The 21653-nt window shown below is 70.2% G+C and carries 20 protein-coding genes and 1 pseudogene; 15 read left to right on the top strand and 6 right to left on the bottom strand.

Going from position 1 to position 21653, the window contains the following annotated elements; all coding sequences use genetic code 11:
- Positions 1 to 579 precede the first annotated feature (579 nt).
- A pseudogene (locus QQY66_RS03415) lies at positions 580 to 822 on the bottom strand (DALR anticodon-binding domain-containing protein); the annotation flags it as partial.
- A 119-nt stretch (positions 823 to 941) separates the two neighbouring features.
- Between QQY66_RS03415 and QQY66_RS03410 the strand changes: the two are divergent.
- From QQY66_RS03410 to QQY66_RS03390, 5 genes are all read left to right on the top strand, one after another.
- Positions 942 to 1556, top strand: a complete 615-nt coding sequence (locus QQY66_RS03410; RefSeq protein WP_301977517.1) for a hypothetical protein — start codon at positions 942 to 944, stop codon at positions 1554 to 1556.
- A 112-nt stretch (positions 1557 to 1668) separates the two neighbouring features.
- Entirely contained in the window at positions 1669 to 1809 is a 141-nt protein-coding gene (locus QQY66_RS03405) for a hypothetical protein (RefSeq protein WP_301977516.1), read from the top strand.
- Positions 1810 to 2414: 605 nt separating this feature from the next.
- A complete protein-coding gene (locus QQY66_RS03400; protein ID WP_301977515.1) occupies positions 2415 to 3398 on the top strand; it encodes a polyprenyl synthetase family protein in 984 nt (327 codons plus the stop codon).
- Positions 3399 to 3438: 40 nt separating this feature from the next.
- Positions 3439 to 4542, top strand: coding sequence for a hypothetical protein (locus QQY66_RS03395; protein WP_301977514.1), 1104 nt, complete (start codon positions 3439 to 3441; stop codon positions 4540 to 4542).
- 69 nt (positions 4543 to 4611) lie between these two features.
- Positions 4612 to 5298: a hypothetical protein gene (locus QQY66_RS03390; protein ID WP_301987141.1), complete on the top strand. Its 687-nt coding sequence runs from the start codon at positions 4612 to 4614 to the stop codon at positions 5296 to 5298.
- 6 nt (positions 5299 to 5304) lie between these two features.
- Here QQY66_RS03390 and QQY66_RS03385 read toward each other — a convergent pair whose 3' ends face one another.
- Positions 5305 to 6288 carry an integrase core domain-containing protein gene (locus QQY66_RS03385; protein WP_301977513.1) on the bottom strand — a complete coding sequence of 328 codons (984 nt, stop codon included), beginning with the start codon at positions 6286 to 6288 and terminating at the stop codon, positions 5305 to 5307.
- Between the two features lie 233 nt (positions 6289 to 6521).
- Here QQY66_RS03385 and QQY66_RS03380 point away from each other — a divergent pair, with 233 nt between their 5' ends.
- Together QQY66_RS03380 and QQY66_RS03375 are read left to right on the top strand one after the other, a co-directional pair.
- A complete protein-coding gene (locus tag QQY66_RS03380) occupies positions 6522 to 8027 on the top strand; it encodes an acyl-CoA synthetase (protein WP_301977511.1) in 1506 nt (501 codons plus the stop codon).
- Positions 8028 to 8216: 189 nt separating this feature from the next.
- A complete protein-coding gene (locus tag QQY66_RS03375; RefSeq protein ID WP_301977510.1) occupies positions 8217 to 8978 on the top strand; it encodes an alpha/beta fold hydrolase in 762 nt (253 codons plus the stop codon).
- On the opposite strand, the gene QQY66_RS03370 is transcribed toward QQY66_RS03375, so the two are convergent.
- Together QQY66_RS03370 and QQY66_RS03365 are read right to left on the bottom strand one after the other, a co-directional pair.
- The gene (locus QQY66_RS03370; RefSeq protein ID WP_301987139.1) at positions 8944 to 10683 is read right to left on the bottom strand and encodes a sulfatase; all 1740 of its coding nucleotides are present in this window, start codon (positions 10681 to 10683) and stop codon (positions 8944 to 8946) included. The genes QQY66_RS03375 and QQY66_RS03370 overlap by 35 nt on opposite strands.
- 173 nt (positions 10684 to 10856) lie before the next feature.
- Positions 10857 to 12461, bottom strand: coding sequence for an acyl-CoA synthetase (locus QQY66_RS03365; RefSeq protein ID WP_301977509.1), 1605 nt, complete (start codon positions 12459 to 12461; stop codon positions 10857 to 10859).
- Between the two features lie 166 nt (positions 12462 to 12627).
- Between QQY66_RS03365 and QQY66_RS03360 the strand changes: the two genes are divergently transcribed.
- The 7 genes from QQY66_RS03360 to QQY66_RS03330 all read left to right on the top strand — a co-directional run bounded on the left by QQY66_RS03360 (position 12628) and on the right by QQY66_RS03330 (position 18699).
- A complete protein-coding gene (locus QQY66_RS03360; protein WP_301977508.1) occupies positions 12628 to 13428 on the top strand; it encodes a crotonase/enoyl-CoA hydratase family protein in 801 nt (266 codons plus the stop codon).
- A gap of 118 nt (positions 13429 to 13546) precedes the next feature.
- Positions 13547 to 14488 (top strand): Zn-ribbon domain-containing OB-fold protein, encoded by a 942-nt coding sequence (locus tag QQY66_RS03355; RefSeq protein ID WP_301977507.1) that lies wholly within the window; start codon positions 13547 to 13549, stop codon positions 14486 to 14488.
- On the top strand, positions 14488 to 15534 hold the full coding sequence (locus QQY66_RS03350; protein WP_301977506.1) for a thiolase domain-containing protein: 1047 nt from the start codon (positions 14488 to 14490) through the stop codon (positions 15532 to 15534). The genes QQY66_RS03355 and QQY66_RS03350 overlap by 1 nt, the downstream gene beginning before the upstream one ends.
- Positions 15531 to 16697 carry a thiolase domain-containing protein gene (locus tag QQY66_RS03345; RefSeq protein ID WP_301977505.1) on the top strand — a complete coding sequence of 389 codons (1167 nt, stop codon included), beginning with the start codon at positions 15531 to 15533 and terminating at the stop codon, positions 16695 to 16697. Before QQY66_RS03350 ends, QQY66_RS03345 begins: the two co-directional genes overlap by 4 nt.
- Positions 16698 to 16780: 83 nt before the next feature.
- Positions 16781 to 17023 carry a DUF397 domain-containing protein gene (locus tag QQY66_RS03340; RefSeq protein ID WP_155059979.1) on the top strand — a complete coding sequence of 81 codons (243 nt, stop codon included), beginning with the start codon at positions 16781 to 16783 and terminating at the stop codon, positions 17021 to 17023.
- A gap of 136 nt (positions 17024 to 17159) precedes the next feature.
- Positions 17160 to 18053: a universal stress protein gene (locus tag QQY66_RS03335; protein ID WP_301977504.1), complete on the top strand. Its 894-nt coding sequence runs from the start codon at positions 17160 to 17162 to the stop codon at positions 18051 to 18053.
- A gap of 46 nt (positions 18054 to 18099) precedes the next feature.
- The gene (locus tag QQY66_RS03330; protein WP_301977503.1) at positions 18100 to 18699 is read left to right on the top strand and encodes an ABATE domain-containing protein; all 600 of its coding nucleotides are present in this window, start codon (positions 18100 to 18102) and stop codon (positions 18697 to 18699) included.
- On the opposite strand, the gene QQY66_RS03325 is transcribed toward QQY66_RS03330, so the two are convergent.
- A complete protein-coding gene (locus QQY66_RS03325) occupies positions 18693 to 18911 on the bottom strand; it encodes a hypothetical protein (protein ID WP_301977502.1) in 219 nt (72 codons plus the stop codon). The genes QQY66_RS03330 and QQY66_RS03325 overlap by 7 nt on opposite strands.
- A 109-nt stretch (positions 18912 to 19020) precedes the next feature.
- On the opposite strand from QQY66_RS03325, the gene QQY66_RS03320 reads away from it, so the two are divergent.
- On the top strand, positions 19021 to 19518 hold the full coding sequence (locus QQY66_RS03320) for a hypothetical protein (protein WP_301977501.1): 498 nt from the start codon (positions 19021 to 19023) through the stop codon (positions 19516 to 19518).
- Positions 19519 to 19522: 4 nt separating this feature from the next.
- On the opposite strand, the gene QQY66_RS03315 is transcribed toward QQY66_RS03320, so the two are convergent.
- Positions 19523 to 21472, bottom strand: coding sequence for an N-acetylmuramoyl-L-alanine amidase (locus QQY66_RS03315; protein WP_301977500.1), 1950 nt, complete (start codon positions 21470 to 21472; stop codon positions 19523 to 19525).
- Positions 21473 to 21653 lie beyond the last annotated feature (181 nt).

Here is a 21653-nt window from a genome sequence, read left to right as displayed (position 1 = left end):
TGGAGACCCGCAGGCCACCGGGCTAGTGGCCTGGTTGTCCGGCTGATCCAGCCTGATGTGTGGAGAGGACGGCTCAGCCGTCGGCCGACGCCGGTTGCCTTGGCCAGCTGGGGGTGGCGCCTCTCCGGGTCAGGCGGCGGTCATGAGGGTGATGGCTGCCCAGGCGATCAGGGTCTCACCACCAACTTTGGACTCAGGATGCGTTCGCCCGGCGGTTGCTGTGACCGCTCGCCGTACGGTTCCTTCCGGCGCCTCCACGCCCTCACCTTGCACCGCGTCGAGCAGTACATGGCATCCGCCCGGCGATCCACACCGACCACCACCCGGTCCCGCACTCCGGGCACTCCGCCTCGCCGACGCCATTCTGAGCCGCCGCCAGAAGTCGGCGCAGCCGACGTTCCTTCCGCCACTGCCTGGCACGACAGGCCGACGAGCAGAACTCCGCCCTGGGGAGGGCACCCGGCCTCAGCCGTTTACCACAACCCGGCCAGATCCTCTCCCCGGCCCGCCCGGCGTCCTCGGACACCGAGCCAGCCTAGGACTCCAGGCTACTCAGAACCGGGGATCAGAAGCACGCACTCAGAGCCGCTCAGGCGTCCTGATCCCCAGCAGCGCCATCCGCCGGTGCAGCGTCCGCGCGGTGACATCGCACAGGAACAACCGGTTCTCCACCTGGGTCGGCGACTCGGCCTTCAGGACCGGGCACTTGCCGTAGAACGTCGTGTACAGGGACGCCAGCTGGTAGAGGTACGCCGCCAGCTTGTGCGGGGCGTACTCCGACGCCGCCTCGGCCACCTGCTCCGCGAACGCGTCGACGTGCAGGGGCCTGGCAGGATCAGCGCATGCCCATCACGCCCCGCCCGGGAGCCGACGGTAGGAACCTCCGCAACGTGCTCCGAGAGACCCGCGTCAAAGCCGAGAACCTCCGTGGCCCTTCCCCAATGCGGAGTGCCTTCGAGAGCCTTCTGCGGTACCTGGAATGGGCCACCGATGCGGCAGGCATGCTGCGCTCCCAGATCAGCGACAGGGACCTCGACTCCCTCGTCCTCACCCCGCGCTATCAGGCCCTCCTCGGCAGCTGCGGCACCCTCGCCGGCGCTGACCAGCAGCGACTCGTCAACGGCCTGGTGGAACTTGAGATCACCGAACGCATCCAGGCGTTCGCGGAAGCGGAAGCGGCCCTTGAGGCGCAGATAGGGCGCTGGAACGGTCGGGAGTGGTTCGTGGTCGCGGACTCCAGCTTCTACATCCAGAATCCCGACAAGTTGGCGGACGTCGATCTGCACAAGGTTCTCGGACTGCCGAGCGGTGAGCACATCCGGCTGCTGTTCCCGATCGTCGTGGTCGACGAACTCGACGGTCTCAAGGAGGCCGGCAAGCAGCGCGCCCCGCTGGCGGGCCTCCCACACGCTCGGCCTCCTGGACGAAACCTCGGAGGCCACGTTCGGGATCCTGCGACAGGCGGACCTCGTCTCGCAGGACGGCGAGGTACGCGGCGAAGTGAACGTGGAGATCGTCCTGGACCCGCCCGGCCATGCGCGCCTACCAATCCCTGATGACGAGATCATCGACCGGGCTGTGGCCATTCAGCCGCTTGCCGCACGCGACGTAAGGCTGTTGACCTGCGACACCGGGCAGCACACACGCGGGCGGGCAGCTGGCCTCAAGGTGACGAAGGTTCCTGCGAAGGATCCCGGGCCGGAACCCGACTGGGAGGCGCTCGACAAGCCGGGCACGGGCGGGCGGGCCCAGCGTCGCGAGAAGCAGGCCGCACGCGAACTTCAGTCCGACGCACTGCCCGGTACGTGAGGCAGACCGACGGACTGCACGGGGTGCTGTTCCCGCTGGTTCGGGGCGCGTGCGAAGGGGCCCCCGACCTACGCAGGAGGTTCCGGTGCCGCCCTTCGCTCTGCCCGCCCCGCTTGCTCTGGCCCGCGCAGTTACTGCCGTGCCCAAGTCGCCGGGCTGGACGCGCGAGCCGAAATTATGGACAAGGTTTTGAACTGTCCATTGTCCGCACTCCGGTCGGGCGCAGCATGGGAGCTGACCCTGCATCCGGGTCCATCCGGCCATCCTCAGAGCAGTACCGCGTCGGATCGGGCGCCGACGGCTGCGGCAGCACCGGTGCCCAGCGCCGGGTCCAAAGAGACCTTCAGACCGGGGCAGCACCAGCTCCGCCCTCGCGGGTCTCACGCGCGGCGCATACGACTGGCCCTCAGAAATATGTGCGCGCCCTGTCTGCTTCTGGCCGCCTCTGTAGCCACCGGTGGCATGTGCGCCTTGATGGGGATCCATGTAGTGCTGCCTGCCCCTGGCGGCCAGTGTCCCTTGACAGCAGAGGGTGCGTGATGACCGTGGAGCCTCTTGTACGCCCAGCCCGTGACGCCCGGCAGATCTTGTCCGATGCCGCCGCAGTGACCGGGCCGGTCCTGCGGGAGGCGGTCTCGCGGCTGCCCCGGCGGATCCGGCATCCGGCTGGGGTCCACTTCGGCTGGTGGGACACCGAGGGTACAGAGCTGTCTGCCGTGACGGCCAAGGGGAAGGGCGTACGGCCCGCCCTGGCTCTTGGTGGCTGCGCTGCAGTAGGGGGAAGCCAGGCGGCGGGGGCCTCGGCGGCGGTAGTCGTCGAACTGGTCCACAACGCCTCGCTCCTGCACGACGATGTCCTCGACGGTGACCGTATCCGCCGGGGCCGCCCCGCCCTGTGGGCCCAGATGGGCGTGCCGGCCGCGGTCCTGACTGGAGACGCCCTGTTCTTCTTGGCCACGCAGGTGATGGCCACCGCCTCGCCGTCCCTGGACACCTCAGCAGGAGTGGCACTGTTGACCGCCTCGGTGCAGGACTTGATTGAGGGCGAATACGCCGACAGTCTCCTGGTGAACGAGACCGGGGCGTCACTCGAGGAGGTCCAGGCGATGGCGGCGGGCAAGACCGGCGCCTTGATGGCCGCGGCGTGCGCGCTGGGGGCATTGGTCGGCGGCGGGGACGGAGAGCGGGTCGCTCACCTGCGGGCGTTCGGGGCCCACCTGGGCGCCGCCTTCCAACTCGTCGATGACCTGCTCGGTATCTGGGGCGACCCGCAGCGCACCGGCAAGCCGGTCGGCTCCGACCTGGCCGCGCGCAAGAAGACCTTGCCCGTCGTGGCCGCGCTGGGCGCCGACGGTCCGGCCGCACACCGGCTGCGTGCCCTGTATGCGCGCTCCGGCCCGCTGAGCACCGCCGAGCAGGAGCTGGCTGCTCGTCTGGTGGAGCAGGCCGGAGGCCGTGCCTGGGCGAGGAGTGAGTGCGAACAGCACACTGCGCAGGCCCTGGAACACCTGCATAGCGGACGACTCGAACCAAGTGCTGTGGAGGAACTCATCGTCCTGGCCCGGCTGCTCACCAACCGCGACCACTGACCTCAGACCACCGAGAACCTTTAGGGAGACCAGACCCCGTATGGCAACCGCTTTCGGTCGACTCCTGGACACTCTTCCCCCCGAGGGCCTGCAGCTCTACTGCCCTGTCCCCCTTCAACAGCACCCGTCCGGCGGCCAGTGCCTGGATCGGGCTGGCGCCGCCTGGGCCATCGAGCAGGGGTTGTGTGCCCCCGACTCCCGCATGACCCGGATGAACTTCGGTACGTTCATCGCCCACGGGATGCCCTTCGTCACCGAAGAGGCAGCGATCGCCATGACCTACTACACCCACTGGGCGTGCAAGTGGGATGACCATCTCGATACCTTGACCGGCAATCCCGCCCGTGCGGCCGCGCTGTCAGCCGAGGCCAACCGCGTCCTATACGAGCCGTCCGACGTTCCCCTGCCGGCCGACCCGTTCCTCACCAGCCTCCGTGACCTGCGGCGCGTCCTGCAGGCGTGCCTGCCCCCTGACGGCCTCGCTGCTGTCCGCAGCGAGAACGCCCAGTGGCTCGGCGGCCAGTTGTGGAAACTCGCCCTCCAGTCCAGCACCGCAGCGCCCGCGGTCGGCGAATACCTGCGCATGCGCTGGCCCAAGTGCGGCGCCGGGGTCCTGGCCGCCTACACCGCGCCGGGCGCCGGATACGCGATGACACCGGACGAGTTCTACGACCCACTCGTCCGGGCGTTCACCTTGTCGGTGTTCTATCCCTGCACCATCGTCAACGACCTCGGCAGCCTGGCCAAGGAAGCCCAGGCCGGACAGCGAGACATCAACCTCTTCTCCGCCCTCGCCGCCGAACACGGCCTTGACACCACCACTGCTCTGCTGAAGGCCGCAGAACTCTACGAACGTATGCTCTGCCTCATGCTGCGCCTCCAGGAGCGGCTGTTGAAGGATCCCCGGCCAGCCGTCGTCCGCTACGCCGCCGAATTGCCTCAGTGGATCCCCGCTACCGTCGAGTTCACCGCCATCAGCGCCCGCTACTTCACCAGCGATGCGGCCGGGACCGGCCCCGCCACGCCGCTGACCGTCAGCCCGAGCCCGACCCCCATGCTGTGGGACCCCGACGACCTCACCCCGCCCCCTTACCCCGACATCGCCTGGATGTGGCATCAGCTCAAGCCAGCCCTCGGCGAGTGAAGCGCACCCGCCATCCCGTGATCGACATGAAGCCGGACGATAGCCCGTGGACAGCTCAACAGCGCGTAACTGAAATGGGACGGCTGGAGATGCCAGATCCACACCGCGACCCGACGGGTATGGAGCCGGCACGGCACCGACTTGTCCCGCCAGTTCTCCGACGTCGCAGATGCTGCCGCCGGCCTGCCGGACGCAGTCCTCGACGGTGAGCTCGTCGCGGTCCTCAACGACGGCTCCGGCGTGGTTTTCGACCGGCTGCAGAGCCGGGCCGGCCGCCGCGGCCCGCGACGCAGCGCCGACTTCACCGTCCACGTCGCCCTGTTCGACGTCCTCGCCGTCGGCGACCTCGACTGGCGGCCCCGCCCGTATACCGAGCGCCGTACAGAGCTGCTGCATCTGCTCGAGGGCGGCGCGCCCACCCTGCGAGCGGTTCCGGCTACCGAGGATCGTGGGCAAGCCCTCAAGTGGGTCGGAGCGCTCGCGGGCGTGGAGGGCCTGGTGGGTAAGAAGACCGACGCACCGTACGCCGCCGGCCTGGCCTCGGGCTGGGTGAAGTGGCGCGAGCGCCACACCACTGAGGCCGTGGTCATCGGGGTGACCGGAACGACGCCGGAGACACAGGCCCTCGTGCTGGGCCGGCCAACGGGCGGCCGGATGCGGGCGGTTGGCGTGAGTCTGCCGCTCACTCAGGAGATCCTGTTGGGTGCCAAAAGTCCCGCACATGCGTTGAGCTGGGCGTTCGCCAGACTGTCGTGATCTTCGTCAGGCTGTGTCGCGGTACTCGTGGATGAGTCCGCTGAGGACGTCGTGGCGCTGGATGTTGGGCGGGGAAGGGGATGACGTCCGGATCGTCGGCTGGTGCGCAAGGTGCAGGGCCCGGTGCGGCCTTCCGGAGTTGTAGTGCTCGGCGTATTCGGCGAGGACACGCCGTGCGTGTTGCTCGTTGTAGATCAGCATCCGGTCGGTGCACTCGGCCCGCACGCTGCGGATGAACCTCTCCACGTGGGCGTTCATCTGCGGTGTCTGTGGCGCGCTCTTCAGGATCTCGATGCCGTCGGCGGTGAAGACGGCGTCGAACGCCTGGGTGTAGCGGCTGTCGCGGTCGCGTAGCAGGTAGCGGAAGCCGGCGGCGCGGTCTGCGAGGTTGGCGAGGAGGTTCCTCGAGAGCTGGGTGGCCCAGGCTGCGGTCGGGTGGGCGGTGACGCCGAGGATGCGCACGGTGCGGGTGCCGACCTCCATGACCACGAAGGCGTACAGCCTGGTCAGCGCGGCGGTGTCCACGTGGAAGAAGTCGGCCGCGAGCAGACCGGAGGCCTGGGCGCGTACGAACTCGCGCCAGGTCGGGGCGCCGCGGCTTCGTCTGGGTGCAGGGCCGAGGCCGGCGCTGCGCAGGATGCGTCGGATGGTGGAGGCGCCGACGCGGTGGCCCAGGCGCCGCAGCTCGCCCTGGATACGGGTTGAGCCCCAGGTCGGGTTCCCGCGGGCCAGGCGCAGGATCAGGGCGGTGAGTTCCTCGGAGATCGGCGGGCGGCCGGTCCGTGCGGGTTTCTGCTTCCACTTCCAGCGCAGTAGTCGCCGGTGCCAGGTGAGCAGGGTGCCGGGTGTGAACAGGCGGTGTCGGCGCAGCACCGCGTTCTCGTGGCGCAGCGCGAGCAGCTCGGCGTCCTTGGTCTGCTGCGAGCGGGAGAGCAGCAGGAGCAGTCCGAGGAGTCGGAGGAAGACCAGGTAGAGCATGCGCAATGCCATGGGGTGCGAGCTTGTCGTGATCGCCCGGAGTCGCAAAGTGCCTGGTCAGATGCTGTACGTCACTTCTGGAACCCTACAGGCGGCCGCGGTGAGTACAGCGACGGCCGCGCCGAGGAGCCGTCTGAAGCGGGTGCGCATCGTGCCTCCCAACGTCATTGAGGGAAGGAGCGGTTGAGCGTACCAACGGGTATGTGCCTTGACCTCCGTCAGCGGCACAACCAGGATCAAGTGTCATGACGCCTGGACACGGCAGTACGGTTGACGGGATCCTGCGGCGCAGCGCCCGGCGCACCCCGGCGCGCGTCGCGGTCGAGTACGGCGACCGCTCCTGGGCGTACGAGGAACTCGACGAGGCCGTCTCACGGGCCGCGAGCGTCCTGCGCGACCAGGGCCTGGCCCCCGGCGACCGGGTCGGCGCCTACGGCCACAACTCCGACGCCTACCTCATCGGCTTCCTGGCCTGCGCCCGGGCGGGCCTGGTGCACGTACCGGTCAACCAGAACCTGACCGGCGACGACCTCGCGTACATCGTCGGCCAGTCCGGCAGCGCGCTGGTCCTCGCCGACCCCGACCTGTCGGACCGGCTCCCCGACGGCGTCCGTACGGTGCCCCTGCGCGACGCCGACGACTCGCTGCTCGCGCGGCTGACACAGGCGCCCGCGTACGACGGCCCGGAGCCGCGCTCCGAGGACCTGGTGCAGCTGCTCTACACCTCCGGCACCACGGCCCTGCCCAAGGGCGCGATGATGACGCACCGGGCGCTGGTGCACGAGTACCTCAGTGCGATCACCGCCCTCGACCTCAGCGCCGGCGACCGTCCCGTGCACTCGCTGCCGCTGTACCACTCGGCGCAGATGCATGTGTTCCTGCTGCCGTACCTCGCGGTCGGGGCGACGAACATCATCCTCGACGCGCCCGACGGCGACCGGCTGTTCGACCTGATCGAAGCGGGCCGCGTGGACAGCCTGTTCGCGCCGCCCACCGTGTGGATCGGTCTCGCCAACCGCCCGGACTTCGACCGACGTGACCTGGCCGGGCTGCGGAAGGCGTACTACGGGGCGTCGATCATGCCGGTGCCCGTGCTGGAACGGCTGCGTGAGCGGCTGCCGAAGCTGGCGTTCTACAACTGCTTCGGCCAGAGCGAGATCGGCCCCCTGGCCACGGTCCTCGGACCCGATGAACACAAGGGCCGGATGGATTCCTGCGGCCGTCCGGTGCTGTTCGTCGACGCCCGCGTGGTCGACGAGGACGGCAAGGACGTCCCCGACGGAACGCCCGGCGAAATCGTGTACCGCTCCCCGCAGTTGTGCGAGGGCTACTGGGACAAGCCCGAGGAGACCGCGGACGCCTTCCGCGACGGCTGGTTCCACTCCGGCGACCTCGCCGTGCGGGACGCGCACGGCTACTTCACCATCGTCGACCGGGTGAAGGACGTCATCAACTCCGGCGGCGTGCTGGTCGCTTCACGGCAGGTCGAGGACGCGCTCTACACCCACGAGGCGGTCGCCGAGGTGGCGGTGATCGGCCTGCCCGACGACCGCTGGATCGAGGCCGTGACGGCCGTCGTCGTCCGACGCGGTGAGACCACGGAGGAGGACCTGATCGCGCACGCCCGCGACAAGCTCGCCCACTTCAAGGCACCCAAGCGGGTCCTGTTCGTGGACGAACTGCCGCGGAACGCGAGCGGGAAGATCCTGAAACGGGAGCTGAGGGACCGGTTCGGCGAAACCGCGGTCTGAACTCTATGGGCGCTCAGCGGCCGTCAAGGCTTCCAGCGCGGTCGATCCACTCGGGATCAGCAATCCAGGCCATCTGACCTCAGGCAAGAGCCGTGCCGCCGACTTCTCCTGGCAGGCGTCGCCCGGTGCGGCTCGGCTATGGGCAGAGCAGGGGGAGAGGGCGGTGCTCCGCCGGTTAGCGTGCCCGGCATGGACATCGAGCCGCGCACCGTCAAAGCCAACGGCATCACCCTCGCCTACCGCGCCTGGGGTCCCGAACAGGCGCCTGCCGTTCTGCTGCTGCACTGCCGCGGTGCCGACGGCGCGGACTGGGCGCCGGTCGCCGAGCGGCTCGCGGCCGGTCCGCGCCGGGTGTATGCCCCGGATCTGCGGGGACACGGGCGCAGCGACTGGCCGGGGACAGTGCCGGGGGCGGGTGCGGACGTCTACGCGTATACGGCGATGCGTGACGACATACGTGCCTTCCTCGCGGCCCTCGGCATCGACCGCGTCGATGTGGTGGGCCATTCGCTCGGTGGTGCTGTCGCCTACCTGCTGGCGCAGACGGAACCCGACGTCATACGGCGGCTCGTCCTGGAGGACGTGCCCGTGCCGATCCCGCTCGACCCGCCCCGGCCGCCCGCCGAACGGCCCGACGGGGAGCTGCCGTTCGACTGGGTCATGGTGCGGGCCACCGACGCACAGCGCAACGCGCCCGATCCTGTGTGGTGGGACCACATGGGGCGGATCACCATGCCCGCGCTGCTCATTGGGGGTGGCCCCACCAGCCTGATCCCACAGGAGCAGATCGCCGCGCTCGCCGACCAGATCCCCGACGCCCGGCTCGTGACCATCGATGCGGGTCATCTGGTGCATGAGACCCGGCCGGCGGAGTTCCTCGCGGCTGTGGAGGCGTTCCTCGATGCTGAGGACGTCTTCACCCGGAGTTCTGAGGCCCGTACGCCGTCATGAAGCGGTCGCGGAAGGCGTCCATCTCCCAGCGCGGGCCGTCCGGAGCGGGCTTGAGGCCGTCCGTCCAGCCCCAGTCCGCGATCCTGTCGAGCACCTTCTTGTCACGGGCGACGATGGTGATCGGCACGTCCTTGCTCCGGTCGCCCGCGGTGACCGTGGGGACGGGCTGGTGGTCGCCGAGGAAGACGAGGACCGTGTTCTCGTCGCCGTAGCGCTCGACCCATTCGGTCGTGCTGCGCAGGGAGTATTCGATGGCGCGCCGGTACTCGGTGCGTACGCTCTCCGGGTTCTTCCAGACCTCTTCGGGGTCCTTGCCGTCTTTCTTGATCTCGTGGAAGACCGAGCCGTCGCCGAGGTCGTTCCAGTCGATCATGCGGGCGACGGGCGCCCAGGGGTTGTGACTGGAGGCCAGGATGATCTCCGCCATGATCGGCTGCCGGTCCTTGCGGCCGTGCTCCAGGCGTTCGAAGGCCTCCAGGCTGAACTGGTCCGGCACGGGCGTCCAGCTGAAGTAGGGGCCGTGATAGCCGAGGTGCTCGGAGTCGTAGATGTGGTCCAGGCCGAAGAACTTCCCCTCCGGCCAGGCCCGCCGCACCCCGGGCACGACACCGACCGTGCGCCAGGCGCCGGTCCTGCCGAAGTAGTTGGTGAGGGTCATGCGGTCGCTGGTGGTCAGGCTCCGGTAGCGCTGCTGGTTCTTGATCCACAGTCCGGACAGGAAGGTCGAGTGGGCCAGCCAGCTGCCGGCCCCGGTGACGGGCGACCTGAGCCAGGCGCTGCGCGACGCGAACCCGGCCGCGTCGAGGGAGCGGGTGCCTTCCTTCAGGACCGCGTCGATCTGCGGTGCCATCGCCGGGTCGTCGATGGCGACCCGGCCGTAGCTCTCGATGAACGTGAACAGGACGTCCTTGCCGCGCAGCCCGGTGAGCAGCTGGTCCGGCGGAGTCTTCGCGAACGCGTCGACGGCGGCCTGCTGCTGGAAGACCCGGGCGTCCCGCAGGCCCGCGCGTACCTGTTCCACCCGGTTGCCGAGGAACTCGGCGTTGCCCTTGGTGGCGACCTGGGTGCCGGCGACCTGCACGCCAAGGGTGACGCAGGTGATCCACGCGGTGCCGAGGACCAGGGTCGTACGGGCGGCGGCGGGACGGTGGCGGACCATCAGGTTCGTCAGCCGCACCGTCGCGAGCGTGGTCAGCACCAGGACCGCGGCGAACAGGATGATCACCGCGACCACGGCGAGCACCTGGCCGGTACGGCCGAACGACTCGCGCAGGAAGTCCGTCGCGTCGTCGAGCAGGATCCAGTCCAGGACCAGGTCGAAGGGGCGGGCCAGCACCTGGTAGAAGCCCATGTCGACGAACTTCAGGACGGTGAGCAGACCCAGGAACACGCCTGAGACGACAGCCATGATCCGCCGGGGCCTGGGCGGCAGCGCCAGCAGCAGCCCGGCGAGCAGGACGCCCTCGGCGGGGATGCGCAGGAACGCGCTGGGGTTCAGGCGTTCGAGCCGGTTGGGCATGAGGAGGGCGAAGAGGACGAGGGCACCGGCCAGGACCGTGGTGCCCACACTCACGCCGCGGGCGGTACGGGGGTACTTCCGGCGCCAGCCGAACCAGCCACCTTTCCCACCAGCAGGGGCGTCCGTCGTATCAGAGAGGGCGTCCGTCGTCCCGGTCCCAGCCGTCCCGTCTTCGGCATCCGGCAGCTGACGAGAACGAGTGACGTGCTGTGACACAAAGGTCCTTCCGTGCGAAACCCCGGCGATGGTGCGGCGGACCGGATCCGGCCGGAACCCGTTCCGCCACCATCAATACGGTCGCACGTCATCTGTTGTTCAATCGGGCAACCCGCGGAATCACAGGTTCCGCCCGTACCGGATCACCGGTCCGCCGCCACCGCCACCTCCCGTGCCCACCGGTAGTCCGCCTTGCCGCTCGGCGACCGTCGGATCGCATCCGTGAGCACCAGCTGGCGAGGGATCTTGTAGCCGGCCAGATGGGAACGGCAGTGCGTCTGGATGTCGTCGAGGGACGGCGTGCGCGCACCCTCGCGCAGCTGCACCACCGCCGCCACGTGATGGCCCCACTTCACGTCCGGCACCCCGGCGACCAGTGCGTCGTACACATCCGGATGAGACTTGAGCGCCTGCTCGACCTCCTCCGGGTACACCTTCTCGCCCCCGGTGTTGATGCACTGCGAGCCGCGGCCGAGGACCGTGACGACGCCCTCCTCGTCGACGGTGGCCATGTCGCCGAGCAGCACCCATCGCTCGCCGTCCTTCTCGAAGAAGGTCTCGGCGGTTTTCGCCGGGTCGTTGTAGTAGCCGAGCGGGACGTGGCCGCACTGGGCGACGCGGCCGACCTCGCCGACGGCGACCGGTTCATGGGTGGCCGGATCGACCACCTGTGTGCGGGAGTTGACGCGGATGCGGAAGCCGCGTTCGGGGCCGGAGTCCTCCGTCGCCGTGCCGTTGAAGCCGGACTCGGAGGAGCCGAAGTTGTTGAGCAGCATCGCATTCGGGACGAGCGCCTGGAACTGCCGCCGCACCGTGTCCGACATGATCGCTCCCGACGACGACACGCTGAACATCGACGAGCAGTCGGTGCCTTTCATGGGGCCGTTCAGGGCGTCGATCAGTGGCCGCAGCATCGCGTCGCCGACCAGCGACACGCTGGTGACCTTCTCCCGCTCGATGGTGCGCAGCACCTCCTCGGGTGCGAACTTGCGGTGCAGCACGACCCGTTGGCCGAAGTTGAAGCCGATGAACGCCGTCAGCGTGGACGTGCCGTGCATGAGCGGGGGAGTGGGGAAGAAGGTGATCCCGTCGCCGCCCGCCGCGACCCGCTCGGCCAGCTCCTGCGGCTTCTTGACCGGCTCACCGGTCGGCGCGCCGCCGCCGAGCCCGGAGAAGAACAGGTCCTCCTGGCGCCACATCACGCCCTTGGGCATCCCGGTCGTACCGCCGGTGTAGATGATGAACTGGTCGTCGCCCGACCGTTCGGCAAACCCGCGCTCCCCGGATCCGGCGGCCTCGGCCTCGCCGAAGGGCGCACCCGGCGTGCTCCCGGCTCCCACCCGCACCAGATGCCGCACCTTCTCCGCCCGCGGCAGCGCCGCCGCCACCCGGTCGGTGAACTCGGCGTCGAAGACGAGAGCCACCAGGTCGGCGTCCCGGTAGAGGTAGACTAACTCCTCTTCCATGTACCGGTAGTTGACGTTGACCGGCACGATCCGTGCCTTGAGGCAGCCGAGTACCGTCTGCAGATACTCGACACCGTTGTAGAGATGGAGCCCGAGGTGCTCGCCGGGACGTATCCCGCTGTCGAGCAGATGGTGCCCGATGCGATTGGCGCCCGCGTCCAACTGCGCATACGTCAGCCGACGCTCCGCCCCCGTGCCGGGATGGTCGATGTACACCAGCGCCTCACGGTCCGGCACCACGTCGACGACCGACTCGAACAGGTCGGCAAGGTTGTACTCCACGGCTCCTCCTGACCTCGCCCTTCACCGGCTGCCGGTCATCAGAGCAAAGGGCGGCACAACTGTGAAGGGCCCGCGCACAATAAATCTGACTGACTGTCAGAAAACTCTTGAAGTGCTTCCCCGCCTCCTGCAACCTGTTCTCGTTCTGTGAGAGGGGAGACGGTCGATGGGTGGGACGGAACACCTCGCCATCCGGCGGGAAGGCGCCACACTGGTGCTCACGCTCAACAGGCCCGAGGCCAAGAACGCGCTCTCGCTGCCGATGCTCGTCGGCCTGTACGACGGCTGGATCGCGGCCGACGAGGACGACGAGGTCCGCTCGATCGTGCTGACCGGCGCGGGCGGCGCGTTCTGCGCGGGCATGGACCTCAAGGCCCTGGCAGGGAAAGGAATGGAGGGGCAGCAGTACCGGGACCGGCTGCAGGCCGACCCCGACCTGCACTGGAAGGCGATGCTGCGGCATCACCGCCCCCGCAAACCGGTGATCGCCGCCGTGGAGGGCCACTGCGTCGCGGGCGGCACCGAGATCCTCCAGGGCACCGACATCCGCGTCGCGGGCGAGTCGGCGACCTTCGGGCTCTTCGAGGTCAAGCGCGGGCTGTTCCCGATCGGCGGGTCGACGGTCCGGCTGCAACGCCAGATCCCGCGCACGCACGCCCTGGAGATGCTGCTCACCGGCCGCCCCTACAGCGCCCGGGAGGCCGCCGGCATCGGCCTGATCGGGCACGTCGTACCGGACGGCACGGCCCTCACCAAGGCCCTGGAGATCGCCGAACAGATCAACGCCTGCGGCCCGCTGGCCGTCGAGGCCGTCAAGGCATCGGTGTACGAGACCGCCGAGATGACCGAGGCCGACGGGCTCGCCGCCGAACTCAAGCGCGGCTGGCCGATCTTCGACACCGCCGACGCCAAGGAGGGCGCCCGCGCCTTCGCGGAGAAGCGACCGCCGCACTACAAGCGTGCGTAGGCGCTGCGCTGGCTTGGGCCGGTTCGCAGCTGCGGGCCGTCTGTGGCTGGTCGCGCAGTTCCCCGCGCCCCTTTCGGGGCGCTCCACGCATCCGACCTCCGAAGGAGGCCCTGCCCCGATGCCCGAAGTTCTCAAGGCCCCGCTGACTGTTGAATTCCCCTTCACCCGCTCCCTCGGCCCCGTCCAGAGTGCCTTCCTCACCGGTCTGCGCGAACGCGTCGTCCTCGGCGTGAGGACGACCGACGGCCGCACGCTCGTACCGCCCGTCGAGTACGACCCCGTCACCGCCGAGGAGATCCGCGACCTGGTCGAGGTCGCCCCCACCGGCACCGTCACCACCTGGGCCTGGAACCACGCCCCCCGCCGCGGCCAGCCCCTCGACACCCCCTTCGCCTGGGCCCTCGTCCGCCTCGACGGCGCGGACACGGCCCTCCTGCACGCCCTCGACGCCCCCGGCCCCGACGCCGTGCACACCGGTATGCGCGTCCGGGTCCGCTGGGCCGAGGAACGTACCGGCGCCATCACGGACATCGCCTGCTTCGAGCCGTACGACGGCAGTTCGGCTGAACCAGCGGGCCACACCGGCGAGTTCGAGGACACGGTCACGGGCATCGTCGCCCCCGCCCGCCTCGACTACACCTACTCACCCGGCCGGGCCCAGTCCGCCTACATCAACGCCCTGTCCGAACGCCGCAACGTCGGCGAGCGCTGCCCCAGCTGCCGCAAGGTGTACGTCCCGCCGAGGGGTGCGTGCCCCAGATGTGGCGTGGCCACATTGGAACAGGTCGAGGTGGGGCCGGGCGGCACAGTGACCACGTTCTGCATCGTCAACATCAAGGCCAAGAACCTCGACATCGAGGTGCCGTACGTCTATGCCCACATCGCCCTCGACGGCGCCGACCTCGCGCTGCACGGCCGGATCGGTGGCATCCCCTACGACCAGGTGCGCATGGGCCTGCGGGTGGAACCGGTGTGGACCGAAGGCGCCCGCTTCCCTGATCACTACCGGCCGACCGGCGAGGCCGACGCGGACTACGACACTTACAGGGAGCTCCTGTGATGCGTGACATAGCACTGGTCGCCTTCGCCCAGACCGACCACCGGCGCACCAGCGACGAGCACTCCGAGGTGGAGATGCTCATGCCGGTCCTGCACCAGGTGCTCGACCGGACCGGTCTGAAGACCGCCGACATCGGCTTCACCTGCTCCGGATCCAGCGACTACCTCGCCGGCCGTGCCTTCTCCTTCACCCTCGCCCTCGACGGCGTCGGAGCCTGGCCTCCGATCTCCGAGTCGCACGTCGAAATGGACGGTGCCTGGGCGCTGTACGAGGCGTGGACGAAACTCCTCACCGGGGACGCGGACACCGCGCTCGTCTACGCGTACGGCAAGTCCTCGCCCGGCTCCGTCCGCGACGTCCTGACCCGGCAACTCGACCCGTACTACGTCGCGCCCCTGTGGCCCGACTCCGTGGCCCTGGCCGCGCTCCAGGCGCAGGCGCTCATCGACGCGGGCCACACCGACGAGCCCGCGCTGGCCGGGGTCGCCGCCCGCAGCCGAAGGGACGCCGCCGACAACTCCCATGCGCAGCTGAGGGGTTCGATACCGCACGGGGACTATCTCGTACGGCCCCTGCGCACCGGCGACTGCCCGCCCATCGGCGACGGCGCCGCCGCCGTGATCCTCGCGGCCGGAGACCGGGCCCGGGAGCTGTGCGAGAGGCCCGCCTGGATCCGCGGCACCGACCACCGCATCGAGGCACACGGACTCGGCGTCCGCGACCTGACCGACTCCCCGTCCACCCGCCTGGCCGCCGAGAAGGCGGGCGCCTTCGAACGCCCCGTCGACACCGCCGAGCTGCACGCACCCTTCACCTCACAGGAGGTCGTCCTGCGCAAGGCGCTCCGCCTCGACGACAGCGTCCGCGTGAACCCGTCCGGCGGCGCCCTGGCCGCCAACCCGATCATGGCCGCCGGGTTGATCCGGATCGGCGAGGCCGCGGCCCGCATCCACCGCGGGGAGTCCGACCGGGCCCTCGCCCACGCCACGTCCGGCCCCTGTCTGCAACAGAACCTGGTCGCCGTACTCGAAGGGGATCCCCGATGAGCAAGGAGCCCGTGGCCGTCGTAGGCATCGGCCAGACCAAGCACGTGGCGGCACGCCGGGACGTGTCGATCGCGGGCCTCGTGCGGGAGGCGGCGCAGCGGGCGCTCGACGACGCAGAGCTGAGGTGGGCCGACGTCGACGCCGTCGTGATCGGCAAGGCGCCCGACTTCTTCGAGGGCGTCATGATGCCGGAGCTGTACCTCGCCGACGCGCTCGGCGCCGTGGGCAAGCCCATGCTGCGCGTGCACACCGCGGGGTCGGTCGGCGGGTCCACGGCGCTGGTCGCGGCCAACCTCGTCGCCGCCCGGGTGCACGGCACCGTCCTGACCCTGGCCTTCGAGAAGCAGTCCGAGTCGAACGCGATGTGGGGCCTGTCGCTGCCCATCCCCTTCCAGCAGCCGCTGCTGGCCGGCGCGGGCGGGTTCTTCGCGCCGCACGTGCGCGCGTACATGCGGCGCAGCGGCGCGCCCGACACCGTCGGCTCGCTCGTGGCGTACAAGGACCGGCGCAACGCGCTGAAGAACCCGTACGCGCATCTGCACGAGCACGACATCACCCTGGAGAAGGTCCAGGCCTCGCCCATGCTGTGGGACCCGATCCGCTACTCGGAGACCTGTCCGTCCTCGGACGGCGCCTGCGCCATGATCCTCACCGACCGCGCGGGGGCGGCCCGCGCGCCCCGGCCGCCCGCCTGGATGCACGGCGGCGCCATGCGCAGCGAACCGACGCTTTTCGCGGGCAAGGACGCGGTGTCACCGCAGGCCGGCAAGGACTGCGCGGCCGATGTCTACCGGCAGGCCGGCATCGCCGACCCGCGCCGGGACATCGACGCCGTCGAGATGTACGTGCCGTTCTCCTGGTACGAGCCCATGTGGCTGGAGAACCTCGGCTTCGCCGCCGAGGGCGAGGGCTGGAAGCTCACCGAGTCCGGGGTGACCGAACTGGACGGGGATCTTCCGGTCAATATGTCGGGCGGCGTCCTGTCGACCAATCCCATCGGCGCCTCCGGCATGATCCGCTTCGCGGAGGCGGCCCTCCAGGTGCGCGGACAGGCCGGTGAGCACCAGGTGGAGGGGGCTCGCAGGGTGCTCGGGCACGCCTACGGCGGCGGATCCCAGTTCTTCTCCATGTGGCTCGTGGGGTCGCGCCCGCCCGACTCCTGAAAGGTCCCCCTCACGTGGCCTGTTGGCACTCGGAACCGATCGCTAGGCTGGCCCGCGGACGACGAATCGGGAGGAGCACGGACGTGGCCGAGAGCACCATCCAGGACCACCCGCTCACGGGCTGGGACAAGCCGGAGCTGGACCTCAGCAACGCCGAGTGGCACTCCAGCAGCCGCGGGCTGGGGGACGTACAGATCGCCTTTGTCGAGGGCTTCATCGCCATGCGCAACAGCGGTCGCCCGGAGAGCCCTTCCTTGATCTTCACGCCGGCGGAGTGGGGTGCGTTCGTGTCGGGTGCGCGGGAGGGCGAGTTCGACCTCACCTGAGCCGGGGCGGGCGGGACCGAGCCCTGGGTGTTCCGCCCGTTTTTCCGGACACGCGACCCTGAGCACCCTCCGGGGCCGATGCCTGAGCGAGGCTGGTCCCAGGACGTGCAGGTCGCACTCCGGAGGTGAGGGAACCATGAGCACCCTGCCGGTCATCGCCGCGGTCGACGGCTCGGACGACAGTCTGCGCGCCCTGGACTGGGCCCTGGACGCCGCCCGGCGCCGCGAGGCACCGTTGCGGGTGGTCCATGTGCGGCAGTACGCCGTGTGGACCCAGCCCGACGTCCTGGCGGCCGGGCCGCCGGATCCGGACGTCGATCCCGTGCTCGACCAGATCCGTGCGTATGTCGCCGACCGGACCACTGCCGAGTACGTGGCGCTGGAGGGCGCCCCGAGTGCGGTGTTGCCCGAACTGGGCTCCGCTGCCCAGCTGTTGGTGCTCGGCTCCCGGGGCCGCGGCGGCTTCGCCAGTCTGCTGCTCGGCTCCAACGGCATGGCCGCCGCCCGCGACGCCGAATGCCCGGTCGTCGTGGTTCCCCGGCCCGGCCGCGAGGTCCATGACGGCGCTTTGGCCGGACCGGGCCCGCGTGTCGTCGTCGGCCTGCACGCCGACAGCCCCGACGAGGCGACGCTCGACTTCGCCTTCACCGAGGCCGCCCTGCGTGGCGCCCGCCTCCAGGTGGTCGCCGCCTATCCGTGGCCCGTGCAGACCTGGGCGACGCCCGGCGAACTCGTCCCGCCCGTGATCGACCAGGACGCCGTCGAGAACGAGACCCGCGTCCTCGCCGAGGGCTTCCTCGCCCCGCACCGCAAACGGCACCCCGACGTCCACGCCGAGCCGTATGTGGCGCCGGGCGACGCGGCCGGCCACCTCGTCGCCTCGTCCAAGGACGCCGAGCTGGTCGTCGTCGGCCGCCACCGACGCCGTCTGCTCGCCCCCGCCCGCACGATGGGCTCCGTCACCCAGGCCGTCCTGCTGCACGCGGCGAGCCCGATCGCGGTGGTGCCACCGACGCCGGGCGAGGAGTGAGGCTCCGGCCGAATTAATGGATGAGGCCATGCCTATCATTAGCCCCATGGAGGACTCGCTCAGCAGGCTGGCCCTGGACCTCGCCCTCACCATCCGGCACGACGGAAACGGCTCGGTCGCCGACGACCTCACCGAGCCCGCCGGCCTCACCGCGTGGGTGCGGGCCCACCCCGGCACGCGGCCCGACGGCTACGTCGCCGACGCCGCCGCCCTCACCGCCGTACGCGATCTGCGCGCCGCCGTCCGCGCGCTCTTCGCCCGCGCCGTGCGTCCCGGCGCACCGAGCCCTGCCGACGCGGCCCGTCTGCTGTCCGTGCCGGAGGCCGTCGAGCGCCTCAACGCGTCAGCCGCACGGATGCCGACCACCCCGGTGCTGCGCTGGGCCGAGGGCGCCGAGCCCGTCGTACACCGGCAGGCAGTGGACGGAGAGGGCGAGCTGGTGGCCGTGCTCGCGCAGGCCGCGATCGCGTTCCTCGCCGGACCGGACCGGGAGCGGCTGCGCGCCTGCCATGCGCCGCGCTGTGTGCGGTACTTCCTCAAGGAGCATCCGCGGCAGGAGTGGTGCAAGCCGTCCTGCGGCAACCGGGCCCGCGTGGCCCGCCATCACGACCGGCACAAGAAGGCCGCGGACAAGGTCGGTCAGTAGCGGTCGGACAGGGTTGTACGGGCTGCGCGAGGCGTACGTGCCCGCTCACGGGCAGCAGGACCCTCTTCGAACGCGACAGCGAACTCGCCGCCGTCGACGAGGCGTTGGCCGAACTCGCCGGTCTGCCTGCGGACGGCGCTGAACCACTCGACCTGCCCTGCTCGCCTCCGCCGGCGGCGCCTGCCGTCGGCGGACTGCCGAAAGACAGGCACGGACACCACCGGACTGGCAGTAGCTCTGAAGCCAACGTGAACGTCGACCCACGTAAGGGGCGCGGGGCTGTATCGATATGCGGCCCCTCGGCCACGTACCATTGGCCGCATGTCGTTCCTCCGCCGCCGCAGCGCCACCCCCGCCGGGCCCGACTTCGACGTACTGGCCATGGACCCGGGCGACTGGCCCGGAAACCTGGGCGCGGGCCTGCTGCCCGCTCCCGACGGCACCTGCCAGGGCGTCTTCCTGCGCTACGACCTGTTCGGCGGCCGTGGCCCGGCGATGATCATCGGCAATCTGCCGGAGGGCTCACCGGCTCGTGAGGTCGCCGAGGACGAGATCCCCTTCGAGGTGGCCCAGCTGCTGCTCGCGCTGGAGAACGAGGAGGACGTCACCGTCGTCGGCGCCGAGGACGTGCCCGTCATGCAGGGCGACAACCTGCTGATCGTGCGCCGTCTCAAGCTCTCCGAGAGCCGGATCTCCTGCGTGCAGTTCGACCGCAGCGACAAGGTCCTGGTCACCATCGCCGCCTGGGACCGCCCCATCACCGACGACCTGTACGCCCTGCTGAAACCGCTGCCCGCGGAGCTGTTCCAGCAGGGCTGACGACCTACCGGACCGGCTCTTCGCGCACGTCGGCGGCCCGCACGTACGCCACCCGATGGCCGAACTGGATCTCGTAGTAGAGATCCTTCCCGACGATCACCTTGTGCGAGTCCGTCGCGAAGGTGACCGCGTAGTAGTACTCGCCCGGCACCTTGTCACCCACCACGTACTTCTGCCCCGCGAGCAGTTTGTACGGCAGCGGCGACACCGCCTGCGTGGGCACATCCGCCGGATACGCCCCCGCCTCCGGGTACGCGCGCCCGTACACGGGAATCTGCGCCAGCCCTGCCCTGGGGGTGACGACTGCACCGGAGGCGTTCACCGCCGTCGGCTGCTTCTTCGGGTTCTTGAACCAGGCCTTCTGGCCCAGGTACCAGATCGCCGTCCAGTCGCCCTGCCGGCCCGCGACCGCGTACTGCTGGCCGGTGGAGACCCGCGAACCGATGTCGTTGACGTCGATCGTCGAGGCGTCCCCCGACGGACGCAGACCGATGTCCTTGATCAGGGCGGAGTTCTCGTCCGGCTGGGAGTACAGCCGGACCGCGCTGGAGCCGTGGGCCGGGCAGGGCTTGCCCTGCGCCGTGCAGCCCGTGAAGGCGGGCCGGTGGTTGGCGTAGTCGGGCAGGATCGTCACCAGGCCCGCGCCGGCTCGCGCGGTGGTGCCGAACGGACGGCCCAGCAGGGTGAAGTAGTGCTGCCAGTCCCAGTAGGGGCCGGGGTCGGTGTGCATGCCGGGGATCGTCGACCTGGTCGGGCCGGGCACGGTGTCGTGGCCGAGGATGTGCTGCCGGTCCAGCGGGATGCCGTACTTGGCGGCGAGGTACTTCACCAGGCGGGCGGACGTCCGGTACATCGCCTCCGTGTACCAGGCGTCCGGGTTCGCCAGGAAGCCCTCGTGCTCCAGGCCGATCGACTTGGAGTTGATGTACCAGTTCCCGGCATGCCAGCCGACATCCTTGGCCTTGAGGTGCTGGGCGATGTGGCCGTCGGTGGAGCGCAGGCTGTAGTTCCACGACACATAGGTCGGGTCCTGCACCAGGTTGAGGACACCTTCCCAGGCGCCCTCCGTGTCGTGGATGACGATGTAGTCGATGCTCTGGGACGCGGGCCGGTCGCCGAGGTCGTGGTTGCCGTAGTCGCCCTCGCCGAACTGCCCGTACGGCGCCGGGATCCACTCGCAGGACACCGTCGTGGGGCACTCGGTCTCCGCGGCCGAGGCGTCCCGCAGCCCCGCCCGGGCCAGCTGCCCGGTCTCGGGGGCGAGGCCCGGGCGGGCGGCCAGGGTGATCCGCTGCCCGGCGTCCGTGGTGCGCTGCTCGCCGGTGCGGAGCACGTCGTACACGTCGTTCGCGTACGCCGCCGCCGTTGCCCTGTCGTCGGCGGCCGGGAAGCGGGCCACCGCCCCGTACCAGTCCGCCGGATCGTCGCTGAGCGGCTCGCCCAGGTCCTTCTGGGCGGCGGCCAGGAGTGCCGCACCGCCCGCCACGTTGGCCGCCGGGTCCGTGCGCAGTTCCTCGGCCGCGAGGCCGGTCAGCTCGGCCGCCTTCGTCAACGTCGTGAGGCGGGCCGGGAGTTCGGTGCTCGCCGGCACCTCGGTCCTGGGCAGCAGGGGAGTGCGGGCGCTGTCGCCGCGGGCGTCCTCGGTGCCCTCGCTGTGGAGCGGGGCCTCGGCCAGCGCGGTGCGGGCGTCGGTGAGGTGCATCGGGCCGTAGCCGCCGGCCACGCTCGGTGCCCCGCCGTGCGCGTCCCAGCGGGACTGGAGATAGGAGACGCCGAGGAGCACGCTCTGCGGCACGTGGTACTCGGCGGAAGCTGCGGCGAACGCCTGCTGCAGACCGTCTGCCGACGTCTCGGACGGTGCCGCGCCGAGGAGCGGCAGGATGAGGGCCGCGGTTGCGACTGCCTGGGCGGTTCTGCGACGGTCTCGGTCGGGAGCGGTGGCGGATCCTCGCAAAACAGCCTCCTGGGACGGACGAGTGCGACGAGCCGTGCGGGGCCGGGTGTGCGTCTGTGCTACCGGCCTGCCGACGATCCGTCAATCATGCCCAGAGAGAGGCGTTTTATCGTGTAATCGTAGGGTGTAGGGAGTTTCGTGGCGGTGGAGTGCAAGGGCGCGCGCCCCGTCGTACAGCCAT

Source organism: Streptomyces sp. DG2A-72 (assembly GCF_030499575.1).
Classification (GTDB): Bacteria; Actinomycetota; Actinomycetes; order Streptomycetales; family Streptomycetaceae; genus Streptomyces.
The sequence above is the reverse complement of the archived record's forward strand: the minus strand, read 5'-3'. Positions and strand labels throughout refer to the sequence as shown.